The 16,993-nt window shown below is 56.0% G+C and carries 16 protein-coding genes; 1 reads left to right on the top strand and 15 read right to left on the bottom strand.

The features are described 5' to 3' along the window. Positions 1-292: 292 nt before the first annotated feature. The 11 genes from ACZOF8_RS06565 to maeA all read right to left on the bottom strand — a co-directional run bounded on the left by ACZOF8_RS06565 (position 293) and on the right by maeA (position 10,944). Positions 293-943, bottom strand: coding sequence for a DUF805 domain-containing protein (locus ACZOF8_RS06565; RefSeq protein WP_022486836.1), 651 nt, complete (start codon positions 941-943; stop codon positions 293-295). Further along, positions 940-1,683: a hypothetical protein gene (locus tag ACZOF8_RS06560; protein WP_022486835.1), complete on the bottom strand. Its 744-nt coding sequence runs from the start codon at positions 1,681-1,683 to the stop codon at positions 940-942. The genes ACZOF8_RS06565 and ACZOF8_RS06560 overlap by 4 nt, the downstream gene beginning before the upstream one ends. Before the next feature lie 77 nt (positions 1,684-1,760). Beyond that, positions 1,761-1,961, bottom strand: a complete 201-nt coding sequence (locus ACZOF8_RS06555) for a DUF951 domain-containing protein (RefSeq protein WP_022486834.1) — start codon at positions 1,959-1,961, stop codon at positions 1,761-1,763. Next, positions 1,951-2,619: a CBS and ACT domain-containing protein gene (locus ACZOF8_RS06550; protein WP_154488005.1), complete on the bottom strand. Its 669-nt coding sequence runs from the start codon at positions 2,617-2,619 to the stop codon at positions 1,951-1,953. Before ACZOF8_RS06550 ends, ACZOF8_RS06555 begins: the two co-directional genes overlap by 11 nt. Positions 2,620-2,634: 15 nt before the next feature. Then, positions 2,635-3,339, bottom strand: coding sequence for an ABC transporter ATP-binding protein (locus ACZOF8_RS06545; protein ID WP_022486832.1), 705 nt, complete (start codon positions 3,337-3,339; stop codon positions 2,635-2,637). Next, positions 3,339-4,109, bottom strand: coding sequence for an ABC transporter ATP-binding protein (locus tag ACZOF8_RS06540; RefSeq protein ID WP_022486831.1), 771 nt, complete (start codon positions 4,107-4,109; stop codon positions 3,339-3,341). The genes ACZOF8_RS06545 and ACZOF8_RS06540 overlap by 1 nt, the downstream gene beginning before the upstream one ends. Then, complete coding sequence (locus tag ACZOF8_RS06535) at positions 4,084-5,064, bottom strand: branched-chain amino acid ABC transporter permease (protein ID WP_022486830.1); 981 nt, start codon at positions 5,062-5,064, stop codon at positions 4,084-4,086. Before ACZOF8_RS06535 ends, ACZOF8_RS06540 begins: the two co-directional genes overlap by 26 nt. A gap of 9 nt (positions 5,065-5,073) precedes the next feature. After that, positions 5,074-5,970 carry a branched-chain amino acid ABC transporter permease gene (locus ACZOF8_RS06530; RefSeq protein WP_022486829.1) on the bottom strand — a complete coding sequence of 299 codons (897 nt, stop codon included), beginning with the start codon at positions 5,968-5,970 and terminating at the stop codon, positions 5,074-5,076. A gap of 71 nt (positions 5,971-6,041) precedes the next feature. Continuing rightward, entirely contained in the window at positions 6,042-7,217 is a 1,176-nt protein-coding gene (locus tag ACZOF8_RS06525) for an ABC transporter substrate-binding protein (RefSeq protein ID WP_022486828.1), read from the bottom strand. 253 nt (positions 7,218-7,470) lie between these two features. Then, the gene (locus ACZOF8_RS06520; protein ID WP_229778447.1) at positions 7,471-8,655 is read right to left on the bottom strand and encodes an ABC transporter substrate-binding protein; all 1,185 of its coding nucleotides are present in this window, start codon (positions 8,653-8,655) and stop codon (positions 7,471-7,473) included. 645 nt (positions 8,656-9,300) lie between these two features. After that, entirely contained in the window at positions 9,301-10,944 is a 1,644-nt protein-coding gene (gene maeA / locus ACZOF8_RS06515) for an NAD-dependent malic enzyme (RefSeq protein WP_154488003.1), read from the bottom strand. A gap of 182 nt (positions 10,945-11,126) precedes the next feature. Between maeA and ACZOF8_RS06510 the strand changes: the two genes are divergently transcribed. Beyond that, complete coding sequence (locus ACZOF8_RS06510; protein WP_022486826.1) at positions 11,127-12,005, top strand: LysR family transcriptional regulator; 879 nt, start codon at positions 11,127-11,129, stop codon at positions 12,003-12,005. A 30-nt stretch (positions 12,006-12,035) separates the two neighbouring features. On the opposite strand, the gene ACZOF8_RS06505 is transcribed toward ACZOF8_RS06510, so the two are convergent. The 4 genes from ACZOF8_RS06505 to ACZOF8_RS06490 form a co-directional block, all read right to left on the bottom strand. Beyond that, positions 12,036-12,476 carry a type III secretion system chaperone family protein gene (locus ACZOF8_RS06505; RefSeq protein WP_022486825.1) on the bottom strand — a complete coding sequence of 147 codons (441 nt, stop codon included), beginning with the start codon at positions 12,474-12,476 and terminating at the stop codon, positions 12,036-12,038. A 513-nt stretch (positions 12,477-12,989) separates the two neighbouring features. Next, positions 12,990-15,485, bottom strand: coding sequence for a DNA gyrase subunit A (gene gyrA, locus ACZOF8_RS06500; RefSeq protein WP_487426696.1), 2,496 nt, complete (start codon positions 15,483-15,485; stop codon positions 12,990-12,992). A gap of 36 nt (positions 15,486-15,521) precedes the next feature. Next, entirely contained in the window at positions 15,522-16,286 is a 765-nt protein-coding gene (locus ACZOF8_RS06495) for a sulfite exporter TauE/SafE family protein (RefSeq protein ID WP_022488059.1), read from the bottom strand. Between the two features lie 4 nt (positions 16,287-16,290). After that, entirely contained in the window at positions 16,291-16,986 is a 696-nt protein-coding gene (locus tag ACZOF8_RS06490) for a thiamine diphosphokinase (RefSeq protein WP_229778446.1), read from the bottom strand. Positions 16,987-16,993 lie beyond the last annotated feature (7 nt).

The following is a 16,993-nucleotide window of genomic DNA, read 5'->3' as shown; positions in this document are numbered from 1 at the left end:
CGAAAAACTAGCTTTGATTTTTTAACCTGGTTGTCATCCAGGTGACTCGATCTCATCACTAAAAGTGACTTGACCCGCACATCTGTCAACAATATTCAGTTCTCAAAGTTCGTCTCGCTGTCTCAGCGACAGCTTCTATATAATACCAGACTTTCGTTTCTTTGTCAACAACTTTTTTCTTTCAATGTTTCAGTTGAAACATTTCGTTGTTGGAAACCCAGTCGGTTGTTGCCTTCTCAAAGAGAAAGCTTGTATATAATATCAAAAACAGAGACAGCTGTCAACAACTTTTTTATTCTGCCAGTCCATATTCATTCTGACCCGGCTGGCTTTCTGCAAAAAGCAGGTACAGGAACATGAGCAGGTTCAGGGCGGGCACCACACAAACAAACATCCAGAAGCCGGAATGGCCCCGGTCGTGGAGCCGCCGGACCGCCAGGGAAATTTGGGATACAAAAAGCCCCAGAAGTGCCAGATAGCCCAAAGGAGCCAGGAAAGGAAGGATGCCGCAGATAAGGCCGATGATCACCGCTGCCAGCAGCAGCACCAGCCACCGGCAGATATAGGTTCCCCGGCTCATCCGCCCGTTGAAGGAGAAGTACATGGGTTTCCAGGTGTTGGCATCGGGGATGTTGGCCTGGAACCGGGCGCTGAAGCTGGGGTTCCCGTTGGGACCGTACTGCTGGTACTGCTGTTGCTGGTACCCCTGCTGCCAGTTCCCCTGGCTCTGCTGCTGCCAGGTCTGTTGGCCCTGGGTTTCCCCGGCCGTCCCCTGTCCCTTCTGATCAGGAGCCGGTTCCGCCGGTACTGCCGGCTGTTCCGGCTGGGCGCCGTCCCCCCGCATGGCCTGGCTCACCGGAGTCAGCACCAGGGGGGTGCCGTCTTCCGAACAGAAATTCTGGGAATCCTCATAGATTTTATGACATTTGGGACAGGTTTTCATGATTTGCTCCTCTGCTTTTTCTGGGGATGCTTTGCATAATAGGTGGCCAGCTGGTCCCCGATATATTCTCCGTAGGTGTCGCCTTTTTTGTTCCACACATCGTTCACCGCATAGTGATCGGTCATGTTGTTCTCTTCGTCAAAGGTACACAGATACAGGGTCTTCGCCTTTTCGTTCTTTACATCATACCGAGTCTGGGACACCAGGATCTTGGTGCCGTTCACCGGCTTTTTCATGACGGTCTTTTCCCACACCTGATAGGTGTTGGGGCCTTTTTTTTCCAGGGAATCCGGATTGAACCATTTCCGGCCCAGACCAGGGAGGGTCTTAATGAACACCCAGGGTCCCCGCCACCGGGAATAATCCCATTCGTACCGGGCCCGGGTAAAGAGACTGGTCATGGGCTGGAATTCCTGCCATTCCTGGATTTTCCGGTTCCCGGCAGTCTTTCTCCCTTTGGCATCCAGCTGATAGCTGCTCAACTGCCGCCACTTTTTCCCCTTCATGTCGTATTCCCGGTGCCGGAGTTCGCCAGTCATTCCTTTGGCATCGGGCTGATCCCAGAGAACTTTCTCCCAGACCAGCAGGGAGGTGTCCTCCGGCCGTTTCAGGCTGTCCCGGTCCATAAAGATCCGGCCCTCTTCGCTGCCCCCCAGGGTCATCCAGTGGACGGCCAGGGCCGGCAGGGGAAGGACCGTCAGGAGCAGGCCCGTCACACAGGCTCCCAACCACTTTTTCATAACTGACACCTCCGGAAATTTTCTGCTTTGCCCCCCATTATAACATGAAAAAAGGGGCTGTGAAACAGCCCCTTTTTTCAATCTTCCTTATGCACCAGGACTTCCCGCACGGCCTTTTCGAACTTGGCCCTGGGCAGCAGCACATAATGGCCGCAGCCCCGGCATTTAATGCCGAAGTCCATGCCCACCCGGAGCACGTCCCATTCATAGGATCCGCAGGGATGGGCTTTTTTCATCCGGACAATGTCCCCCACTTTGTAATCCGTGTCAGTTTTCATGGGCATCATCTACTTTCAGGGTGGAAATGTCGGTGATCACGAACCCGGCATCCCGGATGGTCTGGATGATGTCCATGGCGTTTGTCAGATCAGCCCGTACGGTAATGGCAGCCCGTTTGGGTCCGATCTTCCGGGTCAGGACGGAAATGATGTTTACGCCCCGTTTCTTGAAGATGTCTGCCAGCTCGGCCAGCACCCCTACCCGGTCCTGGGTATCCACAGTGATCTTGGTGGACGTCTTGGCATAGCCCAACAGGTCCACAAAGGCCTTGAACACATCCGTATCGGAAATGATCCCCACCACTTTGTTGGCGGTATCCACCACCGGCAGGGCTCCGATTTTGAATTTGTACATGAGATAGGCGGCGGTTTCCACCCCGTCTTCCGCCTTGACGGTGATCACCGCCTTGGTCATCAGGTCCTTGGCTTTCAGTTTGCCCAGGATGTAGTTGGCTTCATACCGGTCCAGGGTACTGGCGTCGGAAGGCGTGGCCCGGGCCACATCCCCGTCGGTGACAATGCCCTTCAGGTGGCCGTCTCCGTCCACCACCGGGATCCGGCGCAGGTTGTTGTTCAGCATCAGTTCCCGAATTTCCAGCAGGGACTGTTCCCCGGTGACTACTTTTACAACTTTGGTCATCAGATCTTTCACTTGCATGGTTCTGCCTCCTTGTCAGCCGCCCAGATAGGCTTTCTGCACGGCTTCACTGGCTGCCAGTTCGGCGGCCGTCCCGGACAGGACCACCCGCCCGGTTTCCAGTACATAGGCCCGGTCTGCAATGGACAGGGCCATGTTGGCGTTCTGTTCCACCAGGAGGACCGTGGTGCCTTCACTGTTGATTTCCTTGATGATGGAGAAGATTTCCCGCACCAGAAGGGGCGCCAGCCCCATGGAAGGTTCGTCCAGGATCAGCAGCTGGGGACGGCTCATAAGAGCCCGGCCCATGGCCAGCATCTGCTGTTCCCCGCCGGACAGGGTGCCGGCGGTCTGGCTGACCCGTTCCTTCAGACGGGGGAATTTTTCAAAGACTCTCTCTTTGTCCCGGGCAATGCCGTCTTTGTCGGTCCGAAGATAGGCCCCCATGTCCAGGTTTTCCATAACCGTCATTTCCGCAAACACGTGACGGCCTTCCGGCACCTGGACCAGCCCCCGTCCCACCAGTTTGTGGGCAGGGATTCCCACGATTTCTTCCCCTTTATAGAGGATGCTGCCGGTTTTGGGTTTGATCAGTCCGGAAATGGTATGAAGGGTGGTGGATTTCCCGGCCCCGTTGGAACCGATCAGGGTGACGATTTCCCCATCCCCCACTTCCATGTTCAGATCCTTCACGGCGTGGATGGCCCCGTAGTAGACATTCAGATTTTTGATGGTGAGCATCAGGATACCTCCTCGCCCAGATAGGCCTTGATGACCCGTTTGTTGTGCTTGATTTCCTCAGGGGTGCCGTTGGCAATGCAGATGCCGTATTCCAGCACATAGATCCGCTGGCACACGTTCATGACCAGGCCCATGTCGTGTTCGATCAGGAGGATGCTCAGGTTGAATTCCTTTTTGATCCACCGGATCATTTCCATCAGTTCCTTGGTTTCCTGGGGATTCATACCCGCTGCCGGTTCGTCCAGCAGCAGCAGTTTGGGAGAGGTAGCCAGGGCCCGGGCAATTTCCAGCCGCCGCTGTTCCCCATAGGGCAGGTTCTTGGCGGTTTCGTCCCGGAGCTTTTCCAGGTGGAAGATTTTCAGCAGGGCCAGGGCCTTTTCCTCGATGGATTCCTCTTCTTTGAAATACCGGCCGAACCGGCCGATGGCTTCCACCAGACCGTACCGGACCTGGCTGTTGAAGGCGATTTTTACATTGTCCAGCACCGATAGTTCTGAGAACAGCCGGATGTTCTGGAAGGTCCGGGCGATCCCCATCTGGGTCACCTGGTAGGGTTTCTTTCCGTTGATCCGCTGACCGTTGAAGGTGATTTCCCCTTCAGAGGGTTCATACACCCCGGTGAGCATGTTGAAGGCCGTGGTTTTCCCGGCGCCGTTGGGGCCGATGAGACCGATCAGTTCTCCTTCGTCGATCTGCATGGTCAGGTTGGATACAGCCCGGAGGCCCCCAAAGATCATGGACGCGTTATTCACTTTGAGCAGTTCCGCCACGAGACCCACCTCCCAGTTTCATAGATTGGAACATTTTCAGGCTCAGTTCCTTGTTGCCGAAGATTCCCTGAGGCCGGTTCAGCATCAGGACGATCAGGACGATGGAGTAGATCACCATCCGCCATTCCGGATAATCTGCCAGGGCGGCAGAAATGGCCGTCAGCAGCACAGCCCCGGAAATGGACCCACTGATGGAGCCCAGACCTCCCAGCACCACCATAGTCAGTACGTCAAAGGAACGCATGAAGGTGAAGGATGCAGGATGGGCGATGTAGTAGTAATGGGAGAACAGGGCACCCGCGGTACCGGCAAACCCGGCGCCGATGGTGAAGGCCATCACCTTGTACTTGGTGGTGTTGATGCCCATGGTTTCCGCGGCGATCTCATTTTCCCGGATGGCCAGGCAGGCCCGGCCGTCAGCGGAATTCTTGAAGTTCTTGATGAAATAGACCACGAACACCGTGATCCAGAAGGCAATGGGGAAAGTGGTCAGCCGGGGGATCCCCATAAAGCCGGAGGCCCCGCCCACATAGTCGATGTTCAGGATGGCGATCCGGATGATTTCCCCCAGGCCCAGGGTGGCAATGGCCAGATAGTCCCCGTTGAGCCGCAGGGTGGGCATGCCGATCAGGAAGCCCAGGAAGGCGGCGGACACGGTGGCCACAATGAGAGCAATGGGGAAATCCATCCCCAGCTTCACGGTGATGATGGCGGAGGTATAGGCCCCTACCGCCATAAAGCCTGCATGGCCGATGGAGAACTGGCCGGTAAGGCCGTTGATCAGGTTCAGGCTCACAGCCATGATGATGTTGATCAGGATCAGGATCACGTTGGTTTCCCAGTAATCATCCAGGATCTCTTCGTCAAAGAGGAAGTAGAACACAACAAAGAGGATCACCATGATTCCCAGACCCAGCAGGTCCTGTTTGTGGAGGGATTGACGTAAACTCTTCATGGCATTCACCTACACTTTCTCTTTCACGTTCTTGCCCAACAGACCGGTCGGCTTGTAGAGCAGGATCAGAATCAGGATGGCAAAGGCCGCCGCATCCCGATAGGTGGAAGAAAAGAAGCCGGAGACCATGGCTTCCACCAGGCCCATGATGATGCCCCCCAGCATGGCACCGGGCAGGATCCCGATGCCGCCCACAACGGCGGCGATAAAGGCTTTGATCCCGGGCATCATGCCCATGAGGGGATCAATGGAGTTGTAGTAGATTCCCACCAGCACACCGGCAGCCGCTGCCAGAGCGGACCCCAGGGCAAAGGTGGTGGAAATCACCCGGTCGGTGTCGATGCCCATGAGCTTGGCAGCATCCGCATCATAGCTTACCGCCCGCATGGCTTTCCCGGCCTTGGTCTTGTTGACGATGTAGGTCAGGGCCAGCATCAGCAGCAGGGCGCTGACCAGGATCAGGATCTGCTGGTTGTTCACCACCACGCCCCCGATATGGTACACCGTGGGAGCGAACATCGGCGGGAAGGTCCGGGGCTGGGGAGAAACCAGCAGGATCATGCCGTTTTCCAGAAAGAAGGAAACGCCGATGGCGGTGATCAGAGCCGCAATCCGGGGCGCGTTCCGCATGGGCTTGTAGGCGATCCGTTCAATGAGGATCCCGGCCAGGGCCGCCCCGATCATGGCCACGATCAGGGCCGGAAAGAACGGCAGTCCGGCTTTGGTAATGGCCACAAAGCCGATATAGGCGCCCAGCATGTAAATATCCCCGTGGGCGAAGTTGATGAGTTTGATGATCCCGTAGATCATGGTGTAGCCCAGAGCGATCAGGGCATAGATGCTGCCCAGGGATACCCCATTGACGATCTGTTGGGCGAACTGATGGGCAAAGGATCCGGTATCCATAAGCACCCCTCCTTGTGAAAAAGTTTGGCGTCAGACCGGAGACCGATCCGACGCCGTATGGTAATGGTTTCTTACAGCGTAATCTTTTGTTTGAAGGTCTGTACGCCGTCTTTCATTTCGATGATGATCCCGCCGGAAACAGGGTTGTGATCCTGGTCCAGGGTGTATTTGCCGGTGGCAACCTGCAGATCCTTGATCTTGCTCAGGGCATCAGCAATCTTGGTGCCGTCGGTGGAGCCGGCCTGTTTGATGGCTTCCGCCACAGCCAGGGTCCCATCGTAAGCATGGATGGCGAAGGTATCCGGTTCTTCGTTGAATTTGGCTTTGTAGTCCTTGATGAACTGCTGGACATGAGGATCCTTGTCCTGGGCAGAATAAGCGCTGGTGAAGTAGGTGCCGTTCAGGGCTTCTGCACCGGCGATCTGGGCCAGTTTGGGAGAATCCCAGCCGTCGCTGCCCAGGATCGGGCAGGTCAGCCCAACTTCACGGGCCTGTTTGATGATCTTGGAGACTTCTTCGTAGTACCCGGGCACATACAGAGCTTCCGGATTGGTGGCTTTCAGTTTGGTCAGTGCGGACTTGAAGTCCTGGTCCTTGGCCAGGAAGGCTTCCTTGCCTACCACCTTGCCGCCTTTTTCTTCCAGGGTCTTGCCGAACACATCCGTCAGACCTTTGGAGTAGTCACTGGAAGAATCATAGAAAATCGCAACGTTCTTCAGTTTCAGGGTATCTACGGCGAACTTGGCCATCAGTTTGCCCTGGAAGGGATCCGTGAAGCAGGCACGGAAGATGAAGGGCCGTACCTTGCCTTTTTCATCCACGGTGATCCCGGGAGCCGTGGCCACAGGAGCCATCAGAGGCACCTTGCTGTTGGTCACTACCGGCGTGGCGGCAGATACGCAGCCGCTGGTGGCCGGCCCGATGATAACCGAAACCTTATCCTTGGTGATCAGCTTGGTGGCTGCGTTCCCGGATTCGGAAGGCTCGGACTTGTTGTCCGCTTCCACCAGCTTGATTTTCTTGCCGTTGATGCCGCCTTTGGCATTGATCTGTTCCACCGCCAGCTGTACCCCTTTGTAGGTGGATTTGCCGTAGTTGGCTACGTTCCCCGTCAGTTCGAACAAAGCACCGATCTTGATTTCATTGCCATTGTCTTTCGCTGCATCTTTCTTGCCGCAGCCGGTAAACATAGACGCCACGAGAGTTGTCATCGCCAGCGCGCCGACCGCTTTTTTCCATGCTTTCATCAACAACACCTTTGCTTTCCTGGTATTTCTTGCCGGGGACCCGTATAAAATGACCGGTCGGCCTTGCAAGCTATAGTTATTATACGCACTAATTCACATTTTTGCAACATTCTTTTTTACAAAACATATTACGATTTTTAAAAATATACAGTTGTTTTATGTACATTTTTGAACTAGTTCGTTTTGGATGGATTTTTGTATTTATTTAAAGGACATTTTCTGAAAACAAAGGAAGCCGTGACAATTTGTCCCCTCAGGCACTGATTTTCTTATAGAACAGGGGCTGCCCGTCCTTCATCCGGATGATCACGCAGCTGACAATGGGATTGTGTTCCGAATCCACGGTCATCTTCCCGGTAGCCATCTGGAAATCTTTCAGACCTTCCAGGGCTTTGGCGATCTTGGTGCCGTCGGTGCTGCCTGCCTGTTTGATGGCTTCCGCCGCCACCAGGATGCAGTTATAGCCGTTGATGGCAAAGCCGTCCGGTTCTGCATTGTATTTTTTCCGATAGTCCTTGATGAACTGCTGGACATGGGGATCCGTATCCTGGGAGGAATAGAAGCTGCTGTAGTAGGTACCGTTCAAGGCATCGGCCCCGGCGATTTCCACCAGTTTGGGAGAATCCCAGCCGTCACTGCCCAGGATGGGACAGGTAATGCCCACCTCCCGGGCCTGTTTGACGATTTTGGACACTTCTTCGTAATAGGCCGGCACATACAGGGCTTCCGGATTGGCCGCCTTCAGTTTGGTCAGGGTGGCCTTGAAGTCCTGGTCCTTGGCCAGGAAGGCTTCCTGGGCCACCACTTCCCCGCCCTTGCTTTCCAGGGTCTTGGCAAACACCTCTGCCAGGCCTTTGGAATAGTCGCTGGAGGAATCGTTGTAGATGGCGATTTTCTTCAGTTTCAGTTCATCCACCGCAAAAGTGGCCAGGATTTTTCCCTGGAAGGGATCGGTAAAGCAGACCCGGAAAATATAGGGCCGGACCTTTCCCTTGTCGTCCACGGTGATCCCAGGGGCGGTGGCAGAAGGGGAAATCAGGGGCACCTTGCTGCCGCTGACCACAGGCGAAGCCGCTGCCGTGCTGCCGCTGGTGCAGGGCCCCACGATCACTGCCACCTTGTCCTTGGTGATCAGCTTGGTGGCCTGGTTCCCGGCTTCCGAAGGTTCCGATTTGTTGTCGGCGGAAACCAGTCTGATTTTTTTCCCGTTGATGCCCCCCTTGCCGTTGATTTCATCCACGGCCATCTGGGCTCCATTGAGACTGGATTTTCCATAGTTGGCCACAGCCCCGGTCAGTTCGAACAGGGCCCCGATCCGGATCTCATCACTTTTGGCACTGCCACCCTTGCCGCAGCCCATAAGGCTCACTGCCATCAGGGAAGCCAGGGTCAGTACACCAAATTTCTTCTTCCATCCCACCATGCTGCACACCTTCATTTCCCAAATATTTCCTGCAAGACCTACCATTCTGCAAGTTGAGGATATTATACGGTGTAACACGGATTGGCGCAATAAATTTATTACAATTTCTCTATTTTAATCGTTTTGTTTGTTGTTTTATATTAATTTTTATAACTTTCTTCACAGTTTTCGTTGTACTGTTCATATATATTAGAATTGTATTTTATAATTTTATTTTTACATACGAAAAAAGGCTGTTGCAGCGCAACAGCCACTCTTACGTCATTAGTCATACACCAATGGAGACCATCTGCCAAAGGCAGATGCTTCTTTATGGAAACGCAGCTAACGCTGCTAACCCACCACCAGCCTAACGGCTGGTTCCCCGCCCTTGTAAAGGGCGGATAACAAATATGCGGGCGGGCACCCTGTTACTTCCGGCCAAACCTCACTAATTCCGATTACGAAGCGGATATCAAATACGCGGGCGGGCACCCTGATACTGAAAAGCAATGGGCGTCAGCCCGAGCGTATATCCGCCCTTTACAAGGGCGGGGGTATCCATACGCAGTATGGGTGGTGGGTTAGCAGCCGCAGGCTGCGTTTCCATTCACAAAAATTTGCTTGCAAATTTTATCATCCGGCCGCTGACCGCTGACAGAAAAGGGCTCCGCCCCTTTCTCACAATTCTTTGTACTCCGCCTTCCACTGGATGGCTTCGATGGCCTTTTTGGGATCTTCCACAGGGATCCCGTTCAGCCCTTCCTTCACTGCCTGGCACACCACTTTTTCCGCCAGGATCTTGGTGAAATTCCCCATTTCCCGGACAGGAGGCAGAACGGAAGCCCCGGGCTTTTTCATGTCCACCAGATCGGTAAGGGCATGGGCCGCTGCTGCCAGCATCCCGGGAGAAACCTTCCGGGCCCGGCAGGCCGCCACAGCCAGCCCCATCCCCGGGAACACCAGGGAGTTGTTGGCCTGGCCGATTTCAAAAATGGTCCCGTGATACACCACTTTCCGGGAAGCGGTACCCGTGGCCACCAGGGCTTTTCCGTCGGTCCAGTGGAGCAGGTCGTCAGCATTGGCTTCCGCCAGGTCCGCCGGATTGCTCAAAGGGAAGATAATGGGCCGGGGAGTATGGGCGGCCATTTCCTGGACGATTTCCTTGGTAAAGGCTCCGGCGGCGGTGGAAGCTCCCACCAGGATGGTGGGATGGATGGCCTTCACCACGTCTTCCAGATTGTCCAGTTTGGCTCCTGCCGGGAATTCACTCCGTTTCCGGGCATAGGGTTTCTGCTGGGGCGTCATCCCTTCCGTATCTTCAAACAGCAGTCCCTGCTGGTCCACCAGATAGAACCGGCTCCGGGCTTCTTCCTCGCTGAGCCCCTGGAGCTTCATTTCTTCAAAGACCTGCCGGACAATGCCCATGCCGGAGGTACCGGCCCCGAAGCACAGGAAGGTCTGGTCCGTAAGCTTTTCCCCGGAGGCTTTCAGGCCCCCCAGGATGGCAGCCAGGGTCACGGCTCCGGTGCCTTCGATGTCGTCGTTGTACACCGCGTACTGGTCTTCATACCGTTCCAGGAGACGGGCGGCATTTTCCCGTCCGAAGTCCTCGAAATGGACATACAGATGAGGAAAGAGCTTTTCCGCGGTCTGGAGGAAGGCATCCACAAAGGCGTCGTACCGTTCGTCGCTGATCCGTTCGTGATGGAGTCCCAGGTACAGAGGATCATCGATCAGGGCCTGACGGTTGGTCCCGGCATCCAGCACCACCGGCAGTACCTTGGCAGGATCGATGCCGGCGGCCGCGGTGTACACCAGGATCTTCCCGGTGGAAATGCTCACTCCGTTGGTGCCCCAGTCCCCGATGCCCAGGATGCTTTCCCCGTCGGTGACCACAATCAGCTGGATTTCCCGGCCGGAAGCCCCGTTCTTCAGGGATTCCTCAATGTCGTCCATATTGTCGATGGACAGGTACACGGCGTTCTGGGGAGTGGTGAACAGTTCGCTGTACTGCTTCACACTTTCCGCCACCCCGGGAGCATAGAGCACCGGCATGAGTTTTTCCAGGTGGTGGGAGAACAGATGGAAGAACAGGGTCCGGTTCCGGCTGAACAGCTTCATCAGGTAATGGCGCTGGACCGCCTTGTTGGGCCGTTCGCAGAAGTTGTCATAGGCCTGTTTGTCCTGGAGTTCGATGGTTTCCACCTGAGGGGGCAGAATACCGATCAGTCCGTACTTTTTCCGTTCCTCCCGGGTGAAGGCCGTTCCCTTGTTCAAAAATGGATCATTCAGCAGATCATAACCGCGTTTGCTGATTGTCATGATAATTTCCTCTCTTTCCCACTGCACAGCAGCCATGGACAGGTTGTTTCCAGATTGTTTTCGTATGCCCATTGTATCCATTGAAACAGAAAAAGTACAATATTTTATTTTCTCTGACCCAAACTTCAGGTTATAATAAAATGACAGCTGACCGCTGACCGTTTTTTAACAAGGAGCCCATCATGAAACTTACTCAGATTGAATATTTCATCGCCGTCTGCGAATGCGGGAGTTTTTCCCGGGCGGCGGAAAAATGCCATATTTCACAGCCGGGAATTTCCAAGGCCATCCGGGAACTGGAGGAGGAATGCGGGGTGGCCCTGTTCCAGCGGAACCGGAACAACATCCAGATCACCCGCCGGGGCCGGATCCTCCTGGAACACGCCCGGCAGTTCCAGAACCACTACCGGAACCTGTGCCAGGTGGTCCGTACCCTGGGCACCGGAAAGGCCCTGATCCGGATCGGCATCGCCACCATGCGGGGAAACACCATCTTCCCCCAGATCCACGGGGCCTTTCTGAAATCCCACCCCCAGATCACCATCGAAACGGTGGAAGAGACCACCAAGGTGCTCTACGAACTGCTGGACCGGCAGGAAATCGACTTTGCCCTGTGCGTCACCAACCGGCTGCCGGAGGAACCCAGCCACTGTCTGCTGCTGCGGAAAAGCTATCTGAAGCTGTTCGTCCGCCAGGACCATCCCCTGGCCCAAAAAGAGGCGGTGGATCTCCTGGAGCTCCGGAATATCCCTCTGGTGCTGTTTTCCGACCATTTCGACCAGACCGCCTACATCCGCCGCATGTTTGCCCAGAGCGGGGTCCATCCCTGGATCCTCCACCAGACCACCCAGGTGTTCACCATCCTGGAATACATCCGGTCCGAAGGGGCCGCCGGATTCCTGACGGAAGAAATCGCCCAGCAGGAACCGGACCTCCATGCCCTGTCCGTCCGTCAGTTCCAGCCTGCCTTCATTACCCTGGACTGGAACAAAGACCTCCATTTCAACCCGGCCATGGAGGAATTTGTGCGGTTTGTGAAAAAGGGTCTGCCGACTGTATAAAAAACAGTCAGCAGACCCTTTTGTCAGCTGTTATTCCCAGATCGTCTTCATGATTTCTTTGTACTTCTCGTCCAGTTCCTTGCTGATCATCTGGAACAGGCCGTACATCATGTTCCCGTCCACCTGGGGTTCCCGGAAGATCACGCAGGTGTCCATGATCAGGGATTCTTCCTTGTCCAGATAGAATTTGAAAGCCTTGTAGGTGCTGTTGTACTGGTTCAGCATTTCCAGCAGGGCTTTTTTGTTGCTTTCTTTCAGGGCCTTGGGAGCCAGCAGCACCCGAATCACCCCGAAGGCGCTGTCATCCAGTACCACGATCAGCTGGAGGGGAGTCCCTTCCACGTCCAGATGGGACCGGAACACCACCGTATGGAACGGATCGTCTTTGATGGGATCCACCACAAAGGCCTTGGGATCTTTCTTTTCTACAAAACGCTTGAAGCTTTCCGCTTTCTGGTTCAGTGCTGCCATTGGTATCCTCCTTCAGCGGGAGCGGTCCCGCTTTCTTTCTTAACAGGATAAGCCATGGAGGAAATCCCGTCAAGTTTTCCACTTATCAACAGGCTTATCCACAAAAATGGTCAGGTTATCCACATTTCCTGTGGATAACTCTGTGGGTAAGTCCCAGATATAGTGCAAAAGTCCGTTCACCCCACAATATCCAGAGCCACTTATCCACTTGTGCACAGGATATCCACAGGAAAAGGGGGCTGTTGCATGAGCAACAGCCCCTCAGTCAGAAGTCCGGAGTCTGAAGTCGGAAGCCTCAGGACAGGATCCGCCTGGCTGGACGGATCCTTTTGATTATGTAAAACCAGAATCGAAATCAATCTGAGCAATCATTTCGTCCAAAGGTTCTACATATTCAAAAATTTGCATGCAAATTTAACATTCGGCTCCAGACTTCAGACTCCAGACTTGAGCCGCTACGCGGCTCTACAGCTAGGGGGGTGTTGCACGTAACGTGCAACACCCCCCTTTTTCTTACTCTTCCTCACCCACCGTATTCACTACGGCCAGTGCGGCTACTTTATCCCCTGCTTCCAGATCCATGAGCTTTACGCCCTGGGCATTCCTTCCGTAGGTGGAAATATCAGCGGCGTTCATCCGGATGATGATGCCCGCTGCGGAAATCAGCATGATTTCCTGGGATTCGTTGATGAATTTGGAGCCCACGATCAGGCCGGTCTTGTTGGTCACCTTCAGGTTGATGATCCCCTTGCCGCCCCGGGTCTGGACCCGGTATTCAGAAATGTTGGTCCGTTTCCCCTGGCCCTTGTCCGTTACCGTGAGCACTTCTCCCGTGTCGTCCACACAGCTGTCCATGGAGACCACGCTGTCGTGAGGCCGCAGGTTGATGCCCCGTACCCCGTGGCTGGTGCGGCCCATGGACCGTACGTCGTCTTCCTGGAAGTGGATGGCGTACCCGTCCCGGGTGGCCAGCAGGATGTCATTGTGGCCGCTGGTGAGCTTCACGTCGATCAGCTCTTCCCCTTCGCCCAGGTTGATGGCAATCAGGCCGCCTTTCCGGGCGGACTTGAATTCGCTGACGCTGGTCCGCTTCACAAAGCCCAGGTTGGTGGCCATGAACAGGAACTTCTTCTCGTCCTCGCTGATGCCGCTCTTTACGGCAATCACCGCATTGACCTTTTCGTTCTCTTCCAGAGGCAGCAGGTTCCGGATAAAGGTCCCCTTGGCGGTGCGGCTGGCTTCCGGGATCTCGAATCCCTTCTGCCGGTACACCCGGCCCCGGTTGGTGAAGAACAGGATGTTGTCATGGGTGCTGGCCATGAGCAGATGTTCCGAGAAGTCTCCCTTCACCTTGTTGTCTTCCTTCACAATCTTGCCGCTGCCGGCTTTGATGCCCCGGCCGCCCCGGTTCTGGTTCCGGAAGTTGGTGAGAGCCTGGCGCTTGATGTAGCTCTGGTGGCTGATGGTAATCACCACGTCTTCTTCGGCGATCAGGTCTTCGGTTTCCAGATCCCCGGTGTCCGGCACAATGGAAGTCCGGCGGGCATCCCCGAACCGTTTCTTCACATCCAGCAGGTCTTCCCGGGCAATGCCCATGATCTTGTGTTCATCGCTGAGCACGTCTTCCAGGTAGGCAATGGTGGCCATGACTTCTTTATATTCATCCTCGATCTTCTGCCGTTCCAGACCGGTGAGGCGCTGGAGACGCATATCCAGGATGGCCTGGGCCTGGCGGTCGCTGAGGCCGAATTTTTCCATCAAAGCGGCCTTGGCCACGTCCCCATTGGCGCTGGCCCGGATGGTGGCGATCACTTCGTCCAGATGGTCCAGGGCGATCTTCAAGCCCTCCAAAATGTGGGCCCGTTCTTTTGCTTTCTTCAGTTCATACCGGCATTTCCGGGTAATGACGTCCTTCTGGTGATCCAGATAGTATTCCAGAATCTGCTTCAGGTTCAGGATCCGGGGATGGCCGCTGACCAGGGCCAGCATGATGATCCCGAAGGAATCCTGGAGCTGGGTGTGCTTGTACAGCTTGTTCAGCATGATCTCCGGGACTACATCGCTGCGCAGTTCGATGACGATGCGCATGCCCTTCCGGTCCGATTCATCCCGCAGGTCGGTGATCCCTTCCAGGGTCTTGTCCTGGACCAGGTGGGCGATGTTCTCGATGAGCTTGGCCTTGTTCACCTGGTAGGGGATTTCCGTCACCACGATCCGGTTCTTGTTCTTGGGCATGGGTTCCACATGGGTCTTGGCCCGTACCTTCACAACCCCCCGGCCGGTGGTATAGGCCTGGCGGATCCCGGACAGGCCCAGGATCTTGGCCCCGGTAGGGAAGTCCGGCCCTTTGATGGCGGTCATCAGCTGGTCGATGGTGGCATCCGGATTGTCGATGAGCATCACGCAGGCATCCACCACTTCTCCCAGGTTGTGGGGCGGAATGTTGGTGGCCATGCCCACGGCGATCCCGGCGGAACCGTTGATCAGGAGAGCCGGCACCTTGGCAGGCAGCACCGTGGGTTCCTTCAGGGATTCATCGTAGTTGGGGATGAAATCCACCGTATCCTTTTCGATGTCCCGGAGCATCTCCACGGCGATCTTCCCCATCCGGACTTCCGTATACCGCATGGCGGCCGGTGGGTCCCCGTCCACGGAACCGAAGTTCCCGTGGCCGTCCACCATCAGATACCGGGTGGAGAAATCCTGGGCCAGACGCACAATGGCGTAATACACCGAGAAATCCCCGTGGGGATGGTATTTCCCCAAAACATCGCCCACGATACGGGCGCTTTTTTTATAAGCCTTGTTGGGCAGCATCCCTGCCTCGTTCATGGCATAGAGGATGCGGCGGTGGACCGGCTTCAGACCGTCCCGCACATCCGGCAGGGCCCGCTGGACGATGACGCTCATGGCGTAGTCGATGTAGCATTTCTGCATCTCATCTTCCACATAGACGGGGATTACCTTGCCGGCAGAGATGGTCTGCTTGTCATTCTGCTGATCATCCACGTTCTCACGCTTCCTTCCTGCGTCTTTTTGACGCGGTTATTTCAAGAAAAGGTCATAGACCTGCTTGCCGATCAGCAGGACGGTCATGACCAGGTACAGGGTGCGGATGTAGCCCACACCTTTTTGTATGGCAATCTTCGCTCCCAGCCGGGCGCCCAGGATCTCCACCAGCCCCATGGGCAGGGCATAGGCCAGATACACCCGGCCCAGCATCAGGAAAGCCACAAGGCCTCCCAGGTTGCTGGCCAGGTTCAGGGCCTTGGTATTCCCGGCAGCGGTTACGAAGTTATAGCCGAAATAGAGGAATCCGAAGATCAGGAACGAACCTGTCCCCGGTCCGAAAAAACCGTCGTACATGCCCAGGAACCAGGCCATGGCGGCGATGCCCAGGGCAACGGACCGGGTCATTTCGGTCATTTCATTGACCCCGTCCCAGTTTTTCCGGTAATAGGTATAGCAAGCCACTCCCACCAGGGCCAGCACCACAATGTACCGGAGCAGCTGTTCCGGCAGCAGGGAGGCAATACAGGCCCCGGCGGCACTGCCCAAAAAGGACAGGGGCATCATCTTCAGGATCTTCCGGTCCACTTTCCCGGACCGGGCAAAGGTAAAGAAACTGGTCACCGCGCCGATGGAGGAGGCCAGTTTGTTGGACCCCAGGGCAAAGGGGGTGGGGATGCCGGTGGCCATAAAGGCCGGCAGGGTGATCAGACCACCGCCGCCTACCGCCGCATCTACAAAAGAGCCGATGAAGCCGGCTGCCAAAAGGAAAATCAAATCCTGCCAGTGGAATTCCAGCATGGGGTCACTCCTTCCAGGTGAAATAGACGCCGGCGATGCCCTCCCGGCAGAAGGCATTCAAGGCCGGCTCCGTCATCTTGTTGCTGACGGCATAAGGGTTGGCCTGGGTCAGTTCCGCATTGTCCAGGGGCCAGCGGACCCCGGTAATGCTTACCCGGCAGGAGGGAGTAAGAGGCAGCAGGCTCACTGCCCGGGGCCGTTTCCTCCCGGCGGTAAACCGCAGACCCTCTCCCGGCTGCAGGTAGCACAGCATTTCCTGGTCATCGGCCAGGATGGCGCTGCCTCCCCTCCGGGCATAGGCCAGCAGGGTATACAGATTGCCGAACAGATGGTCCGCCCGGCCGCCCCAGATGCCGGTGGCCAGCACCGTCCGGTCACCGGGGATATCCTGGAGCACCAGGGACAGATCCGTATCGTCCTTGTTCACCGGGTAGGTCTTGACCCGGGCGCCCTGGCGGGCAAATGCCTCCCAGGCTCCCGGTGCCGCACTGTCCCGGTCCCCGTACAGGAACCCGGGCACCACCCCGGCCGCCCGGCAGTGGTCCGCGCCCCGGTCCGCCGCTGCCACCACAAGGCCGGCGGCAGCCTTTTGCAGCCACTGGGGATCCGGGCGCCGGCCCCCGGCCACCACCATCAGGAGCGGTCCTCCCGTCCGGCTGCACTGGAGCTTCCCCTGGGGAAGCTGGATTTCCATGGTCATGAAACGC

The organism is Acidaminococcus sp. (genome assembly GCF_057597765.1).
The sequence above is the reverse complement of the archived record's forward strand: the minus strand, read 5'-3'. Positions and strand labels throughout refer to the sequence as shown.